The organism is Streptococcus sp. D7B5 (assembly GCF_029691405.1).
GTDB lineage: Bacteria > Bacillota > Bacilli > Lactobacillales > Streptococcaceae > Streptococcus.
This window is the reverse complement of sequence record NZ_CP121467.1, coordinates 1450400-1467898: the sequence shown is the minus strand read 5'-3', so window position 1 is coordinate 1467898 and position 17499 is coordinate 1450400. Positions and strand designations below refer to the sequence as shown.

General features: G+C 34.8%; 14 protein-coding genes and 3 tRNA genes. 9 read left to right on the top strand and 8 right to left on the bottom strand.

Features of this window, described 5'->3' with window-relative positions:
- The first annotated feature begins 147 nt into the window (after positions 1-147).
- Complete coding sequence (locus tag P8P68_RS07190) at positions 148-1770, top strand: ATP-binding cassette domain-containing protein (protein ID WP_000958796.1); 1623 nt, start codon at positions 148-150, stop codon at positions 1768-1770.
- A 61-nt stretch (positions 1771-1831) separates the two neighbouring features.
- Positions 1832-4384: a YfhO family protein gene (locus tag P8P68_RS07185; protein WP_000834499.1), complete on the top strand. Its 2553-nt coding sequence runs from the start codon at positions 1832-1834 to the stop codon at positions 4382-4384.
- Between the two features lie 21 nt (positions 4385-4405).
- Here P8P68_RS07185 and P8P68_RS07180 read toward each other — a convergent pair whose 3' ends face one another.
- Positions 4406-7060, bottom strand: a complete 2655-nt coding sequence (locus P8P68_RS07180; protein ID WP_278275813.1) for a YhgE/Pip domain-containing protein — start codon at positions 7058-7060, stop codon at positions 4406-4408.
- A gap of 128 nt (positions 7061-7188) precedes the next feature.
- Between P8P68_RS07180 and P8P68_RS07175 the strand changes: the two genes are divergently transcribed.
- The gene (locus P8P68_RS07175) at positions 7189-7731 is read left to right on the top strand and encodes a TetR-like C-terminal domain-containing protein (RefSeq protein WP_049477913.1); all 543 of its coding nucleotides are present in this window, start codon (positions 7189-7191) and stop codon (positions 7729-7731) included.
- Between the two features lie 33 nt (positions 7732-7764).
- Here the strand turns inward: P8P68_RS07175 and P8P68_RS07170 are convergent.
- From P8P68_RS07170 to rlmH, 7 genes are all read right to left on the bottom strand, one after another.
- Positions 7765-7838 (bottom strand) — tRNA-Asn (locus tag P8P68_RS07170).
- 5 nt (positions 7839-7843) lie between these two features.
- Positions 7844-7915: transfer RNA gene (locus P8P68_RS07165), tRNA-Glu, on the bottom strand.
- Between the two features lie 51 nt (positions 7916-7966).
- On the bottom strand, positions 7967-8719 hold the full coding sequence (gene comE, locus P8P68_RS07160; protein WP_000866079.1) for a competence system response regulator transcription factor ComE: 753 nt from the start codon (positions 8717-8719) through the stop codon (positions 7967-7969).
- Positions 8716-10035 (bottom strand): competence system sensor histidine kinase ComD, encoded by a 1320-nt coding sequence (comD, locus tag P8P68_RS07155; RefSeq protein ID WP_049490808.1) that lies wholly within the window; start codon positions 10033-10035, stop codon positions 8716-8718. The genes comE and comD overlap by 4 nt, the downstream gene beginning before the upstream one ends.
- Positions 10036-10055: 20 nt before the next feature.
- Entirely contained in the window at positions 10056-10181 is a 126-nt protein-coding gene (gene comC, locus P8P68_RS07150; protein ID WP_000799678.1) for a competence-stimulating peptide ComC, read from the bottom strand.
- Between the two features lie 164 nt (positions 10182-10345).
- Positions 10346-10419: transfer RNA gene (locus P8P68_RS07145), tRNA-Arg, on the bottom strand.
- A 43-nt stretch (positions 10420-10462) separates the two neighbouring features.
- Complete coding sequence (gene rlmH, locus P8P68_RS07140) at positions 10463-10942, bottom strand: 23S rRNA (pseudouridine(1915)-N(3))-methyltransferase RlmH (RefSeq protein WP_042903084.1); 480 nt, start codon at positions 10940-10942, stop codon at positions 10463-10465.
- Positions 10943-11127: 185 nt separating this feature from the next.
- On the opposite strand from rlmH, the gene P8P68_RS07135 reads away from it, so the two are divergent.
- From P8P68_RS07135 to ychF, 6 genes are all read left to right on the top strand, one after another.
- Positions 11128-12324 (top strand): S1C family serine protease, encoded by a 1197-nt coding sequence (locus tag P8P68_RS07135; protein ID WP_042903085.1) that lies wholly within the window; start codon positions 11128-11130, stop codon positions 12322-12324.
- Positions 12325-12381: 57 nt separating this feature from the next.
- Positions 12382-13140 carry a ParB/RepB/Spo0J family partition protein gene (locus P8P68_RS07130; RefSeq protein ID WP_049478005.1) on the top strand — a complete coding sequence of 253 codons (759 nt, stop codon included), beginning with the start codon at positions 12382-12384 and terminating at the stop codon, positions 13138-13140.
- 216 nt (positions 13141-13356) lie between these two features.
- Positions 13357-14718 carry a chromosomal replication initiator protein DnaA gene (dnaA, locus tag P8P68_RS07125; RefSeq protein WP_000660625.1) on the top strand — a complete coding sequence of 454 codons (1362 nt, stop codon included), beginning with the start codon at positions 13357-13359 and terminating at the stop codon, positions 14716-14718.
- 158 nt (positions 14719-14876) lie between these two features.
- On the top strand, positions 14877-16013 hold the full coding sequence (gene dnaN / locus P8P68_RS07120; RefSeq protein WP_000581146.1) for a DNA polymerase III subunit beta: 1137 nt from the start codon (positions 14877-14879) through the stop codon (positions 16011-16013).
- A gap of 64 nt (positions 16014-16077) precedes the next feature.
- Positions 16078-16272: a DUF951 family protein gene (locus P8P68_RS07115; RefSeq protein ID WP_000285184.1), complete on the top strand. Its 195-nt coding sequence runs from the start codon at positions 16078-16080 to the stop codon at positions 16270-16272.
- Between the two features lie 84 nt (positions 16273-16356).
- Positions 16357-17472, top strand: coding sequence for a redox-regulated ATPase YchF (gene ychF / locus P8P68_RS07110; RefSeq protein WP_001218702.1), 1116 nt, complete (start codon positions 16357-16359; stop codon positions 17470-17472).
- Positions 17473-17499 lie beyond the last annotated feature (27 nt).

Sequence of the window (17499 nt, the reverse complement as noted above, 5' to 3'; positions counted from 1 at the left end):
AAATAACAGAAAATTATTAAAATCAAACAACTAACTCATTGTAAATAAACCTGTAAACTTAATTGACACAAAAATGACAAACAAAAATTTGAATATTTCTCTCTTTTCTAGTAGAATAAATATATTACATATTATAGGAGAAAAACATTGCTTACAGTATCTGATGTTTCACTACGTTTTAGTGATCGCAAACTTTTTGATGATGTCAATATCAAATTTACAGAAGGAAATACATACGGATTAATTGGTGCTAATGGTGCTGGGAAGTCTACATTCTTAAAAATCTTAGCTGGTGATATCGAGCCAACAACTGGTCACATCTCTCTTGGTCCAGATGAACGTCTCTCTGTTCTCCGTCAAAATCATTTTGACTATGAAGATGAGCGAGTTATTGATGTCGTCATTATGGGAAATGAAAAACTTTACAACATCATGAAAGAAAAAGATGCCATTTACATGAAGGAAGATTTTTCCGATGAAGATGGTGTTCGTGCAGCTGAACTTGAAGGTGAATTTGCTGAACTTGGAGGTTGGGAATCAGAAAGTGAAGCATCTCAATTACTTCAAAACCTAAACATTCCAGAAGAATTGCACTATCAAAACATGAGCGAATTGTCTAATGGTGAAAAAGTGAAGGTTCTCCTTGCTAAAGCCTTATTTGGTAAACCTGATGTTCTTCTTTTGGACGAGCCAACCAATGGTTTAGATATCCAATCGATTACTTGGCTAGAAGACTTCTTGATTGACTTTGATAACACCGTTATCGTTGTATCCCATGACCGTCACTTCTTAAACAAAGTATGTACTCATATGGCCGACCTTGACTTTGGAAAAATCAAACTCTATGTCGGAAACTACGACTTTTGGAAGGAATCTTCTGAGCTTGCTGCTAAATTGCTAGCAGACCGTAATGCCAAGGCAGAAGAAAAAATTAAGCAATTGCAAGAATTCGTTGCTCGCTTCTCTGCCAACGCTTCTAAGTCAAGACAAGCAACGTCTCGTAAAAAAATGCTTGACAAGATTGAATTAGAAGAGATTGTTCCTTCTAGTCGTAAATACCCATTTATCAACTTTAAAGCAGAACGTGAGATTGGTAATGATCTCTTGACAGTAGAAAATCTAACTGTAAAGATTGATGGCGAAACTATCCTAGACAATATTAGTTTCATCTTGCGTCCAGGTGATAAGACAGCTCTTATTGGACAAAATGACATCCAAACGACTGCATTAATTCGTGCAATTATGGGTGACATCGACTATGAAGGAACTGTCAAGTGGGGAGTTACTACTAGCCGTTCTTACTTGCCAAAAGACAACTCGGCTGATTTTGCAGGAGGAGAGTCAATCCTTGACTGGCTGCGTCAATTTGCAAGTAAAGAAGAAGATGACAATACCTTCCTACGTGGTTTCCTTGGTCGTATGCTCTTTTCTGGAGATGAGGTTAACAAAACTGTAAACGTCTTGTCAGGGGGAGAAAAAGTACGTGTCATGCTTTCAAAACTCATGCTCTTGAAATCAAATGTCCTTGTACTTGATGATCCAACAAATCACTTGGACTTGGAATCTATCTCAAGCTTGAACGATGGATTGAAAAACTTTAAAGAATCAATCATCTTTGCTAGTCATGATCACGAGTTCATTCAAACTTTAGCAAACCATATTATTGTTTTGTCTAAGAATGGCGTCATTGATCGTATCGATGAAACCTATGATGAATTCCTAGAAAATGCAGAAGTACAAGCAAAAGTTAAAGAACTTTGGAAAGATTAAATAAGACTTCAAAACTCAGTTGGGGTAACCAACTGAGTTTTCTATCATTCTACGAGGTAACATGAAATCATTTTTTAAAACATATTGGACCTATTTTGTTTCCTTCATCATTCCTTTAGTAATTATGACTGGAGTATACCTAACTCAAGGTATCTACTGGAATAGCGATATATCTCCACTATTAGGAGACGGTTTCCATCAATACGTTATTTTTGATGTGGCTTTACGAAATATTTTACATGGAAATGGTAGTTTGTTTTACACCTTTACAAGTGGCCTCGGACTGAATTTCTATGCTCTATCTAGTTATTACTTGGGTAGTTTTCTCTCACCTCTGGTTTACTTTTTTAATCTGTCGAATATGCCAGATGCTGTTTATCTGACCACTCTATTAAAATTTGGATTTATTGGTCTATCAACCTTCTTTAGTCTAAATAGATTATTTAAAGATATCCCAAAATTTTTAAAACTTGCCTTATCTACTTCCTATGCTTTAATGAGCTTCACTGTCAGTCAGTTAGAGATTAAAACCTGGCTAGATGTTTTTATCTTGATTCCTTTAATTATAACTGGTTTACACCTACTTATAACACAAAAGAAGCGCCTACTATACTTTACAAGTTTGTCAATCTTATTTATTCAAAATTATTATTTTGGGTATATGACAGCATTGTTTCTTATTTTCTGGTATCTCTGCCAAATTTCTTGGGACTTTAAAACTCGAAAATCATCTTTTATAGATTTTATTATCACTTCCTTTTTAGCAGGAATGGCTAGTTTGATTATGACCCTTCCTACACTGTTTGATTTACAAACTCATGGGGAGAAGTTAACTGCCATCACAAAATTAAAAACAGAAAGTAGCTGGTATCTAGATATTTTCGCAAAACAATTCATTGGATCTTTTGATACAACTAAGTATGGATCCATACCAATGATTTTTGTTGGATTGCTTCCTTTTATTTTAACCATTCTATTTTTCACAATAAAATCCATAAGGTTTCACGTGAAACTTATCTATGCAATTTTTTTTACTTTTTTAATAACAGGCTTTTACATAGAGGCACTTGATTTATTTTGGCAAGGGATGCATACCCCGAATATGTTTTTGCATCGCTATGCTTGGATTTTTTCCACTCTGTTAATTTATACTGCAGCAGAAGTCTTAAATCGTCTGAAAGAACTGAAGCTATGGAATCTATTTGTCTCACTTTTTCTTGTACTAACAGGATTTTTGGCCACTGTCTATTTTAAATCACACTATTCTTTTTTAACTGATTTGAATATCCTACTCACTCTTGAATTTCTACTAGTTTATGCTCTTTTACTTCTTGCAGTCATTAGAAAATTTATCTCTGTAAATCTATTTGCAATTCTTTTGTCTTTATTTATAACAGTTGAGATAAGCTTAAATGCTTCATCTCAAATAGAAGGAATAGCTAAAGAATGGGCCTTTGCTTCTCGTAGCGCCTATAATAGAGATATCACTGCTATGGAATCCATTCTAAACCAAATTGACAATCCATTTACACGTACTGAAAAACTGCAAATTCAGACTGGGAATGACAGTATGAAATTTAACTACAATGGAATCTCTCAATTTTCGTCTGTACGAAATCGCTCAGCTAGCACTAGTTTGGATAAACTGGGATTCAAATCCTCTGGAACCAACCTCAATCTCCGTTATGTAAATAACAGTCTTTTAGCAGACAGTTTATTTGGAATCCAGTACAATATTTCTGAAACTTCACTTGATAAGTATGGCTTTCAAGAGATTTATCAAAAGGATCATTTAACCTTATATAAAAATCAACTCTCTTTACCCATTGCCTTTGCCACTCAATCTATTTACAAAGATGTAAACTTTAACAATCACACTTTAGATAATCAGGCTTTATTTATAAACCAGCTTGCTAATCTCAACTTAGATTACTTCTCCCAAATAGCATCTGATAAAACAGATACTTCAGATGGTTTAACGAGCATCACAGGTTCTGCGAATGAAGATGCAAAGATTGATTATCAAATTGAGGTTCCTCAAAATAGCCAAGTCTATCTCTCTTTTTCAAATCTTCATTTTACGAATGATAAACAAAAGAAAGTTGACATCATTGTCAACGGTGAAAAAAAGACTTTTACAAATGACAATGCATTTAATTTCTTTAATTTGGGTTATACTGAAGAACAAAAAACTTTCAATATCAGTGTTAGTTTCCCTGGAAATTCTCAGGTGTCATTTGAATCTCCAACCTTCTATCGTTTAGATACTCAGGCTCTTACTGAGGCAATTCAAAAGATTAAAGAACAACCTGTAGAAGTATCCACCTCTAAAAATAAAGTATTTGCTACATATGAAGTAAAACAAGATACTTCTATTTTCTTCACTATTCCTTATGACAAAGGTTGGTCTGCATTCCAAGATGGGAAAAAACTTGAAATCAAGCAGGCTCAGACTGGTTTTATGAAAGTTGATGTTCCAAAGGGAAAAGGCACCATTACACTTTCCTTTATACCCAATGGTTTTGTTATTGGAGCAGCCTGCTCACTAACTGCCCTTCTTCTTTTTGGGATCTATAATCACAGACGAAATTTATCTAAGACAGAAAAAGATTGACCAATTCCTTGGCCAATCTTTTTAATCTTCTTCCATTTTCTTAGGTTGATAAGCTAGCATACCTAAAGCAGTAAAGAAAGCTAGAGTTATAATAAGGAAAATCACTTGATGATGAATATTTCCTGTCATAGAGATTGTTTGTCGTAAACCTGATACAGAGTAACTCATTGGTAACCAAGGATTGACACCTTTAAAGAAATCATTTGTCAAAGCAAGGGGATAGGTCCCTGCACTTGATGCTAACTGTAATAAAAGTAAAATAAGAGAGAAGAAAGCTCCTATACGGTTATTCCAAGTTGTTAAAGCTGTCACCATAGACATGAAAGCTAAACTTGTGATTACAATTAGAATCAAGGTCCTCATCTCATGGTTCGCAGTCAATCCAATAAGATGGACACCTCCATAAACTAAAACACCTGCTAAGACAGCTATAATCCCATTTATTTCAGAACGAGACTTCAACCAAGCCCAACGGCTCTCTGGATGACGTCCAGAAGGCAACTTAGCAAAAATCATATTGGTAGATATAGCAGCAACAAAAAGAGCAACTGATATCATATAAGGAGCCATGGCAATCCCATTCACAGGAACTTGGTCGTTATCTGTTTTTGAAAGAACTAGAGGTTCAGATAATGTTTCTGCATTTTTAGATTCTGTCGAAGCTGATTTAAGTTGAGTATTTGCATTACCTAATCCTTGTCCTAATGAATCAACTCCTGTCTGTAAATCTTCAAGACTAGAGGTTAAGGTTGTTCCACCATCTGCTAGTTTTCCAGCACCATCTGCAATCTTCATAGCGCCACTTCCTAGTTGAGATGCTGCAGAAAGTAACTGTGTTGATTTGTCTGTTAATTGGCCAGAGCCAAATTGTAATGTAGTAATACCTGCTATCAGCTCTGGACTCTTATTATTCAATTGAGCAGAACCAGATGACAAACTTTCTATACCTGATACTAATTCTGGAGTTTTTCCAGCTAGCGCATCTACTCCAGCTGTCAAGGTTGATGTATTTTCTGTCAACTTACTTGATCCAGAAACTAATTTATCTAGACTAGTTGTTAAACTTGCATTCTTTTCACTTAGTTGATTAGCACCTATAGAAATAGTATCCAGTCCTTTAGTATAGTTTACAACACCTTTTTCAATTGACTGACTTCCAGGAACTAACTGATTATTTACAGAAGTTTGTAATGTTGTAAATCCATTTGACAAGGTTGTCAAGGAGCTAGATGCTGCAGGTAAGAGTTGATTTGCTTTCGTCTGCACATCAGATAGATTAGATACTTGTTGTTCTGAATTCTCTATACTTTCTTTTAATCCTCCTACTGTCGTTAAAATTGTTTTTGCTGACTCAATAGTAGAATTAGAATTTTTAGAAATAGCTTCTGTCAGTTCTTTCTTTTGTTCCTCTGTAAGCGATTGATAAGTAGCTGTTGATTGAAGGTTAGCAATAGTTTTCTCTTGTTCTGTCTGACTTTTAGTCACAATATCCTGTGCAAGAGTTGTTAGATTTGGCAAAGCTTCTGAAAATTTACTTTTCAGTTGAGTGTCATCTGATATTGTAAGAGCTTGTAGTGTTTTATTTAGTTCTCCTAAGCTTGTTGCCAATTGCGCTATTTCTTCACTTTGTTGAGATGAGGACTCTAATTGACTTGAAATTTCTTTAATACCAGTATTTAATTGCTCCATTCCATCTCTTAGTGTATCTGATTGATTGGATAATTGACTTGTTCCGTTAGAAAGTTCTTTCACACTACTTGTATAAGCATTTACACCAACTGAAAATTGATTGAGACCTGTATCCAGTTGTGAAACGCCACCTGTATAGGACTTTATACCTGTATTTAGCTGATTTACACCTGTCACCAACTCAGGAGTTTTTGAAGCTAATTGACCAAGTCCAGTGTCAACTTGTGAGACAGCATTTGTATAACTTTGTAAACCACTATTAAAAGTTCCTAAACCAATATGTAATTGCTCTATAGCAGACACATAGCTAGATAAGCCTTTTGTAAATTGATCCGCTCCATTTGAAAAAGTTACAGTTGAATTAGCTAGAGTATTAAGATTTGTCGTCAACGTTTGACTTCCCGTCACCAACTGATCGGCTCCATTAGCCAATTGTTCACTTCCTTCAGCCGCCTTATTTATTCCAGACTTCAAATCATTCATTTTTTGAAATAAAGCCTTAGTGTATGTTTCAGTAATATTAGTAGAGACAGTTTGTTTTAATTGTGTCATTGCAGAATCACTCATTTTACTTGCAATAAAGCTATGCCCACTTGACGTCTGATAATCAATTTGCATCTGTTCAGAATGATTCGTTAGGATAGAAGTAGCTTTTTCAGATAAGTCACTTGGTAAAGTCACTACCATGTAGTAGTCACCATCTTCTAGTCCTTTTTCCCCTTCCTCTTCATTAACAAAGTGAAAATCTAAAGCCTTATTTTCTTTTAAATTAGACACCATGTCTTCACCAATTCTCATTGTCTGTCCATTATAAGAAGCTTCCTTATCTTTATTGACAACTGCCACAGGTAACTCCGATACTTGACCATATGGATCCCACATGGACGATAAAAATATAATGTTGTATAAAGCTGGAATAAGAGAAATCCCTATCATTACAATGATAAAGGTCGGTTTTTTAAATATTGCTTTCCATTCTTTAAACATGCTTCCTCCTTTTTTACACATATTGTCTAAAATTTTGATATAATAGATTATACATCAAAAAATCTAAATTACAAGGTGAAAAATACTTTTTTAGACATATAGTCTATTTTTGTGTACGAGGAGAAATTATGAAAGAAAGTAACAAACGTTTAAAAACAAAACGAATTATCGAAAATGCTATGGTTCAATTATTGATGGACCAACCCTTTGATCAAATTTCTACTGTCAAGTTAGCAGAAAAAGCCGGAATTAGTCGTTCTAGCTTTTACACTCACTACAAGGATAAGTATGATATGATTGAACTCTACCAAAGTAAGCTATTCCATACCTTTGAGTATATTTTCCAAAAACATGCTCATCACAAAAGAGATGCTATTTTAGAAGTATTTGAATATTTAGAGTCTGAGCCACTCTTGGCTGCACTCTTATCTGAAAATGGAACAAAAGAAATCCAAAATTTCTTGAGAAATAAGCTTCACATTATGCTTAGTACCGACCTTCAGAAACGTTTTATGAAATTACAACTCACTCCAATTGAATTAGAATACAGTAGCATTTATCTAACAAATGCCCTATTTGGTGTTTGCCAGACTTGGATTGCTCACGGAAAAAAAGAAAGTCCGCAAGAAATGACAGACTTCCTTATGAAAATGTTAGGTGATGTCAGATAAAAAAGAACACCAATGGTGTTCTTTTTTATCTGACTCCGCCAGTAGGACTCGAACCTACGACATCATGATTAACAGTCATGCGCTACTACCAACTGAGCTATGGCGGATAAAATAGTCCGTACGGGATTCGAACCCGTGTTACCGCCGTGAAAAGGCGGTGTCTTAACCCCTTGACCAACGGACCATCTATCTGTAGCAGATATAACCATTATATCAATTTCTTACTAATTGTCAATCACTTTTTAGATTTTTTCTCTAGAATATCTTTTAGTTTGCGGACTTTTAAACGAGTAATTGGACAACGATGATCTTCATAAAAGACAACTTCTAAATTCTTTCGATCAATTTCTCTCACATTTCCCACATTGACAAGGAAAGATTTATGGGAGCAATAAAATCGCTGGGTATGTTTGTCCTTTTCCTGAATATCTGTCATAGTTCCATAGAATTCTTTTGCAAAATTCTTACCAATAATCCGAAGTTTATGAGAAACTCCTGTGGTTTCGATATACAAAATGTCATGGTAAGGAATTTTCAAATCATTTCCTTTATAGTTGTAATCAAAATAGTCTACAACATCTTCGTTTTCAAGCAGCATGCTCTTAGTGTAAAAAATACTCTGCTCAATGCGTTTTTTGAACAATTCATCATTGATATCTTTATCAACAAAATCTAGGGCTGATACCTGGTATTTGTACGTTAAGGTAGCAAATTCAGATCGACTAGTAATAAAGACAATAATAGCATAAGGATTGTGATGACGGATAAATTGAGCCACTTCAAAGCCTTTTTTCTCGATTCCATGAATATCGATATCTAGGAAATAAAGTTGGTTTACTTCATCATTTTCGATATATTCCTTAAACTCACGAACTTTTCCTGTTGTCTTATATGAAATAGGAATATTCGATTCTTCCGAGATTTCATTTAATATTCTCTCTAGTCTCACTTGATGTTCAATAACATCTTCTAAAATTAATACTTTCATTCGAATTCCCTCTTAAATCTAATAATTTGTCTAAATGTGTTGTCTTCCATCTCTGTTTCTAAAATAATGTTGTCATACTTATCTAAAATCTCTTTGACATTATTAAGTCCTAAACCTCTATTTCTTCCCTTGGTAGAAAAACCTAAGGCAAATAGATCCTCTGAAGGCGTCATAGTGATTTTGCATGAATTCTGGATAACTATAACTGTTTCAAAATCCATTTTAATGACTGCAACTTCCATTTGTTTCAAGTAACTATCTGCAGCACCTTCAACGGCATTGTTTAATAAAATGCTCATGATACGAACAAGATCAAGTAAATCTATTGACAGTCTAGTAATGATATCCTTTACTTCCAATGTAAACTCTACATCATTTTTTCGTGCATAGACAATCGATTGAGCAATTAAACTCCGTAAAGCAGAGTCTTCTATATTATTTAAATCAAAGTAAGTATATTTTTCTGACCTCAATTTCTGATTTGCTTTTACTAGGACTTCATTGTAAACCCTGTTAATTTCTTGTAAATCACCACTGTCAATCGCCATTTGCATGCTGACAAGCATCCCTGCATAGTCATGACGAAAACCTCGAATTTCATTATACAACTCCACAATTTCATCAGTATAAGTCTGTAAATGCTTTTGTTCAAATTTCTTTTGTTTTAGAGCAATCTCTTTTTCAATTTGAACCTTGTGAGAATTCATTGCAAAGAAAATCAATAACAAGCAAATAAAAACAATGGTTGATAAAATACTTCCGAAACTATTTAAATGATGAGTTGTACTTACTATATCTGAAATAAATAATAAGATATGCAAACCAAAGAAAGCAACTATTACTTTTTTTAAAAAAGGATACAGATAATCTTTATCAAAATATTTAATATCCAGATGAAAATAACGAATTATTATTAGAATAGAAAAATAAGTCATCAACAATACTACTAAAAGAAATGTACTTTTATAATGTAATACTACTTCATCTCCTGTTATAGAAGATAAGGTTACGGATATAAAAGTATGAGTACTGTGATATAATAAAGACAGTAGTAAACTGATAAAAATAGCTTTGTATTTTTCAGACTTCTTTAACTTTCTTAAATAAAGGTACACAACCAAAGGAAATAAAAATTTAGACAAAGCAAAACTATTAGAAAATACTAGTGTAATAATTTCTTCAAGTATAAAAACTGAGATACATGTGTAACAGAAAAAAACAATTTGTTCTTTTCTATTTATTTTACAAATCCATTCATAACTTTTGCTAATGATGAGAAAATAAAAAATAGCTATCCCTAATCCAAATAAATCCATTACTCTCTACCTTTATTTCATTACTTTCTTCTTGGAAAAATAAGATTACGAATTGTTTCTGAAATTCTCCAATCTCCACCCCGAATCTCCTGCAATTCTGCCTCTGTTACCTCTTTAAATTGTTCCAACTTTACTGTATTTTTCATAATGAAATCTCCTGTATTATTTTTTCTTGTAAGTTAACTTACACACCTATTATACAAAATGAAGACCATGTAAGAAAAAATTCTTCCCAACTGTACATTTTTGCACCTGAAACGCACTTTTTTAAGAAAAAAGCTGGGATAAATCCCAGCTTCGCATCTAAAATTGATCCCAGCAGGATTCGAACCTGCGACCGTTCGCTTAGAAGGCGAATGCTCTATCCAGCTGAGCTATGAGACCTAACATGACCATTCTATCAAAAAACAAGAGCTAAGTCAATCTTCTATTTGTGGTAAGGAGAACCCTGTTGAATTGTAAAAGCACGGTAAATTTGTTCAACTAAAACCAATCTCATTAACTGATGTGGTAATGTCAGACGTCCAAAACTGACAGAAAGATTGGCCCTATTTTTTACAACAGGAGCTAGACCCAAACTTCCTCCAATGATAAAAGTAAGCGTTGAGTATCCTTTGATAGAAGCTTGCTCTAGTTGCTTACTAAATTCCTCTGAGGAGAATGTTTTTCCTTCAATGGCTAGTACAACGACAAAGTCTCTTTCTCCAACCTTAGAAAGAATTCTTTCACCTTCTGTTTCCAAGATTTTTTGATTTTCTAATTCACTGGCTTTGTCAGGTGTCTTCTCATCAGTGAGCTCAATCATTTCTAATTTGGCGAAACGTGAAATTCGTTTGGTATATTCAGCAATTCCATCTTTAAGGTATTTTTCTTTTAATTTTCCTACTGTTACAATTTTTATTTTCATTCTTCTATTCTATCATATCCACACTTCATTTCACATCTTATACACAAAAAAATCATTCAAAATTACTAGTGAATTCACAGAATAAAGCGAGTTATCCACAACTTGTGTAAAACTTTAAGCTTTTAAGTTTGGATTAAGTTAATAGGTTTATAATCTGAGTAAATAAATAACAAACGGAGGCGTTTATGAAACACTTACAAAAATTTTACAAAAAAGGAGTTAAAGTTCTAATAATCATTCTAATCGGATTTTTAAGTGGTGCCTTAGGAAGTTTCGTAACATTACAACTTTATCAAAAACAAGGAAATCAAGCTACAAATAATAATTCTGGCACTGTCACTCAAACATCCTATAAGAATGAAAATTCAACCACTCAAGCAGTAAATAAAGTTAAGGATGCTGTTGTCTCAATCATTACTTATTCTTCTTCTAGCAGTAGACAAAGTAGTGTATTTAATGCTGACGAAACTAATTCTGATTCAGACAATCAACAAATCGCAAGTGAGGGATCAGGTGTTATCTATAAAAAGGATGATAAAGATGCCTATCTTGTAACTAATACTCACGTTATCAATGGAGCTTCAAAAGTTGATATCCGCTTAGCAGATGGTACCAAGGTTCCTGGTGAAATTGTCGGATCTGATACCTTCTCTGATATTGCTGTCGTTAAAATTTCTTCCGAAAAAGTTACAACAGTCGCAGAATTTGGAGATTCAAGTCAACTTAGTGTTGGAGAAACAGCGATTGCTATTGGTAGTCCTTTAGGTTCAGAATATGCCAATACAGTTACACAGGGGATTATTTCAAGTCTTAATCGAAATGTTTCTCTAAAATCTGAAGATGGTCAAGCTATTTCAACAAAAGCCATTCAAACAGATACAGCCATTAACCCTGGTAACTCTGGTGGTCCACTTGTAAACATTCAAGGACAAGTAATTGGGATTACATCAAGTAAAATTGCAAGTAATGGTGGAACATCTGTAGAAGGTCTTGGTTTTGCAATTCCTTCAAACGATGCACAAAATATCATTAAACAGCTTGAAAGTAATGGTAAAGTGACTCGTCCAGCTCTTGGAATTCAAATGGTCAATCTGTCAAATGTTGGAGCTAGTGATCTTAGAAAACTTAACATTCCAAGTGGCCTCACTTCAGGTGTAGTTGTTCGATCTGTTCAAAACAATATGCCAGCAAATGGACATCTTCAAAAATACGATGTCATTACCAAAGTTGACGATAAAGAGATTGCTTCATCAACAGACCTACAACACGCTCTTTACAATCATGCTATTGGAGATACTATCAAAGTAACCTACTACCGTAATGGTAAGGAGGAAACAACCTCAATTAAACTAGATAAGAATTCTAGTGATTTAGAGTCTTAATTGACATCAGTGTAAAGAAAACTTTACAGAAAGTAAAAGATATGTTAGTGTAGAATCATGGAAAAATTTGAAATGATTTCTATCTCTGAAATACAAAAGAATCCTTACCAACCTCGGAAAGAATTTGATGCAGATAAAATAAAGGAATTAGCTCAGTCAATCAAAGAAAATGGGCTCATCCAACCAATCATCGTTCGTCAATCTCCTGTAATTGGTTATGAAATCCTTGCAGGAGAGAGACGATATCGGGCTTCTCTCTTAGCTGGTCTTACTTCTATTCCAGCCGTTGTAAAGCACCTCTCAGATCAGGAAATGATGATCCAATCTATCATTGAGAATTTGCAGAGAGAAAATTTAAATCCTGTTGAAGAAGCACGCGCCTACGAATCTTTAGTAGAAAAAGGATTTACTCACACTGAGATAGCGGATAAAATGGGGAAATCTCGTCCTTATATCACTAATTTTATTCGTTTGCTTTCCCTACCAGAATATATCTTAACTGAAGTAGAAAATGGAAAAATTTCTCAAGCGCATGCACGTTCACTAGTTGGTTTAGACAAAGAGCAGCAAGACTATTTCTTTCAACTAATTAAAAATGAAGACATCTCTGTGAGAAAGTTGGAAGCACTACTGACAGAAAAAAAACACAAGAAGCAAAAAAAAAGTGATTCTTTCATCAAAGATGAAGAAGATAAATTAAAAAAACTACTAGGTTTAAGTGTAGAAATTAAACTTTCTAAAAAAGATACAGGAAAGATTATTATCTCCTTTTCAAGTCAAGAAGAATACGATAGAATTATTAACAGCCTGAAATAAGGCTGTTCTTTTATTTTCTTAACCCACAAATTTATCCACTAATTTTTTTATCAAAAACCTTATTGAATCAAGGAAAGAGCTATTTATCCCCAACCTGTGGATAAATACTACTAACATTGTGGATTCTTTTCCACAATCTGTGGAAAATTCCTACTATCTATGGTAAAATAATTCTAGCACTAAACTACTAAAATCATAGTAAAGGAGGAAAAATAGTTGAAAGAAAAGCAATTTTGGAATCGTATTTTAGAATTTGCTCAAGAAAGATTGACACGATCTATGTATGATTTCTATGCTACACCTGCTGAACTCATCAAAGTAGAAGAAAACACAGCTACTATATTTCTACCGAGATCAGAGATGGAAATGGTGTGGGAAAAGCAATTAAAAGATATTATCATTGCTGCTGGTTTTGAAATTTATGATTCTGAAATCAAACCTCACTATATTTTCACTAAACCTCAGAGTACAGAATCTCCTCAAGTAAATGATACGAATAGTGTCTCTACTTACGATTACACACCTGCACTACCAACGATTCCCTATTCCGAAACAGGGTTAAAAGAAAAATATACCTTTGATAACTTTATTCAAGGTGATGGGAATGTTTGGGCGGTATCTGCTGCACTAGCGGTATCTGAAGATTTAGCTCTGACCTATAATCCTCTTTTCATCTATGGAGGACCTGGTCTTGGAAAGACTCACTTGCTCAATGCGATTGGAAATGAGATTTTGAAAAATATTCCTGATGCGCGTGTCAAGTACATTCCTGCCGAAAGCTTTATCAATGACTTTCTTGAACACTTGCGACTTGGGGAAATGGAAAAGTTCAAAAAAACTTACCGTAGCCTTGATCTCTTATTGATCGATGATATCCAATCTCTCAGTGGCAAAAAAGTCGCAACTCAGGAAGAATTTTTCAATACCTTCAATGCTCTTCATGATAAGCAGAAACAGATTGTCCTAACCAGTGATCGTAGTCCCAAACACCTAGAAGGCCTTGAGGAGAGGCTTGTCACGCGCTTTAGCTGGGGATTGACGCAAAATATCACCCCTCCTGACTTTGAGACACGTATTGCCATTCTTCAAAGTAAAACAGAGCATTTGGATTACCATTTCCAAAGTGATACTCTGGAATACTTGGCTGGCCAATTTGATTCAAATGTTCGAGAATTAGAAGGAGCAATCAACGATATCACTTTAATTGCCAGAGTGAAGAAGATTAAGGATATTACTATTGATATTGCTGCGGAAGCTATTAGAGCACGTAAGCAAGACGCCCGCCAGATACTTGTTATTCCAATTGAGAAAATCCAAACTGAAGTTGGTAATTTTTATGGAGTGAGTGTCAAAGAAATGAAGGGGACGAGACGAGTTCAAAACATCGTTTTAGCGCGTCAAGTTGCCATGTACCTAGCTAGAGAACTGACAGATAACAGTCTTCCAAAAATCGGAAAAGAATTTGGCGGAAAGGATCACACCACCGTTATTCACGCCCATGCTAAAATCAAATCATTGATTGACGAAGACGATAATTTACGTTTAGAAATAGAAGCAATCAAAAAGAAAATCAAGTAGCTTGTGGATAAGTTTTCCTTTCTTATCTTTTTTATCCACATTTTTTAAACAAGCTTAGAAGCTTAAGTTTACTAAATAGCACTCAGTTTTCCACAGAATTCACACACTCTATTATTACTATTAACTTTCTAATACTAAAAATAAATAAAGGAGAATCCATGATTCATTTTTCAATTAATAAAAATTTATTTCTACAAGCCTTAAATACCACAAAACGAGCAATAAGCTCTAAAAATGCTATTCCAATTTTATCAACAATCAAAATTGACGTTACCAATGAAGGAATTACTTTAATTGGCTCAAACGGTCAAATTTCTATTGAAAATTTCATTTCTCAAAAGAATGAAGATGCTGGTCTCTTGATCACTTCTCTGGGTTCGATTCTTCTAGAAGCTTCTTTCTTTATCAATGTTGTATCTAGTCTTCCAGATGTAACGCTTGATTTTAAAGAGATTGAACAAAAACAAATTGTCTTAACAAGTGGCAAATCAGAAATTACTCTAAAAGGAAAAGATAGCGAACAGTACCCACGAATCCAAGAAATTTCAGCTAGCACACCTTTGGTTCTTGAAACCAAACTACTCAAGAAAATTATCAATGAAACAGCATTTGCTGCAAGTACGCAAGAAAGTCGTCCAATTTTGACTGGTGTCCATTTTGTTTTGAGCCAACACAAGGAACTAAAAACAGTTGCGACAGACTCTCATCGTCTTAGCCAGAAGAAATTGACTCTTGAAAAAAATGGAGATGATTTCGATGTGGTAATTCCTAGTCGTTCTCTCCGCGAATTTTCAGCGGTATTTACAGATGATATTGAAACTGTAGAGATTTTCTTTGCAAATAATCAAATCCTCTTTAGAAGCGAAAATATTAGCTTCTACACTCGTCTCCTAGAAGGGAACTATCCTGATACGGATCGTTTGATTCCAACAGACTTTAACACTACAATTACTTTTGATGTGGTTAATTTGCGTCAATCTATGGAGCGTGCACGTCTCTTATCAAGTGCGACTCAAAATGGTACTGTGAAGCTTGAAATTAAAGGTGGAGTTGTTAGCGCCCATGTTCACTCTCCAGAAGTTGGTAAAGTAAACGAAGAAATCGATACGGAACAGGTGACTGGTGATGATTTAACTATTAGTTTCAACCCAACTTACTTGATTGATTCTCTCAAGGCTTTAAATAGCGAAAAGGTAACTATTAGCTTTATCTCAGCTGTTCGTCCATTTACTCTTGTGCCAGCAGATACTGACGAAGACTTCATGCAGCTCATCACACCAGTTCGTACAAATTAAGTTAAAGAGGTTGAGCCTGGCTCGCCTCTTTTATGATATAATCAAAAAAGAAAAGGAGAGTAGTATGTATCAAGTTGGAAATTTTGTTGAGATGAAAAAACCACATGCTTGCACAATTAAATCAACAGGAAAAAAAGCTAATCGTTGGGAAATTACACGCGTAGGGGCAGATATCAAAATAAAGTGTAGCAATTGTGACCACCTTGTCATGATGAGTCGCTATGATTTTGAACGAAAAATGAATAAGATTATTGACTAAGAACCCTTAGTTAGAGGGTTAGCAAGTTTTCCCTTTTTGTGTTATAATGTTAGGGATTGAAATGAGAACGGAGAATGAGAAACTATGGCTTTAACAGCAGGTATCGTTGGTTTGCCAAACGTTGGTAAATCAACCCTTTTTAATGCAATTACAAAAGCAGGAGCAGAGGCGGCAAACTACCCATTTGCGACTATTGATCCAAACGTTGGGATGGTGGAAGTTCCAGATGAACGCCTACAAAAACTAACAGAAATGATTACTCCTAAAAAGACAGTTCCAACAACCTTTGAGTTTACAGATATTGCAGGGATTGTAAAAGGAGCTTCAAAAGGAGAAGGTCTAGGGAATAAATTCTTGGCCAATATCCGTGAAGTAGACGCGATTGTTCACGTAGTTCGTGCTTTTGATGATGAAAATGTGATGCGCGAGCAAGGACGTGAAGACGCCTTTGTGGATCCACTTGCAGATATTGATACCATTAACCTAGAATTGATTCTTGCTGACTTAGAATCAGTTAATAAACGCTATGCGCGTGTAGAAAAGATGGCACGTACGCAAAAAGATAAAGAATCAGTAGCAGAATTTAATGTTCTTCAAAAGATTAAACCAGTCCTTGAAGATGGAAAATCAGCTCGCACCATCGAATTTACAGATGAAGAACAAAAGGTTGTAAAAGGTCTCTTCCTTTTGACCACTAAACCAGTTCTTTATGTTGCTAATGTGGATGAGGATGTAGTTTCAGATCCAGATTCTATCGAATATGTGAAGCAAATTCGTGAATTCGCAGCGACAGAAAATGCTGAGGTAGTAGTTATTTCCGCGCGTGCTGAGGAAGAAATTTCTGAGTTAGACGATGAGGATAAGCAAGAGTTTCTTGAAGCACTTGGTTTGACTGAGTCAGGCGTTGACAAGTTGACTCGTGCAGCTTACCACTTGCTTGGGCTTGGAACTTACTTTACAGCTGGTGAAAAAGAAGTTCGCGCTTGGACCTTTAAACGTGGTATGAAAGCTCCTCAAGCAGCTGGTATTATTCACTCAGACTTTGAAAAAGGCTTTATTCGTGCAGTAACCATGTCATATGAGGATCTAGTGAAATATGGATCTGAAAAGGCTGTAAAAGAAGCTGGGCGCTTGCGTGAAGAAGGAAAAGAATATATCGTTCAAGATGGCGATATCATGGAATTCCGCTTTAACGTTTAATAACATTTAATAAATAGTGTCAATTAG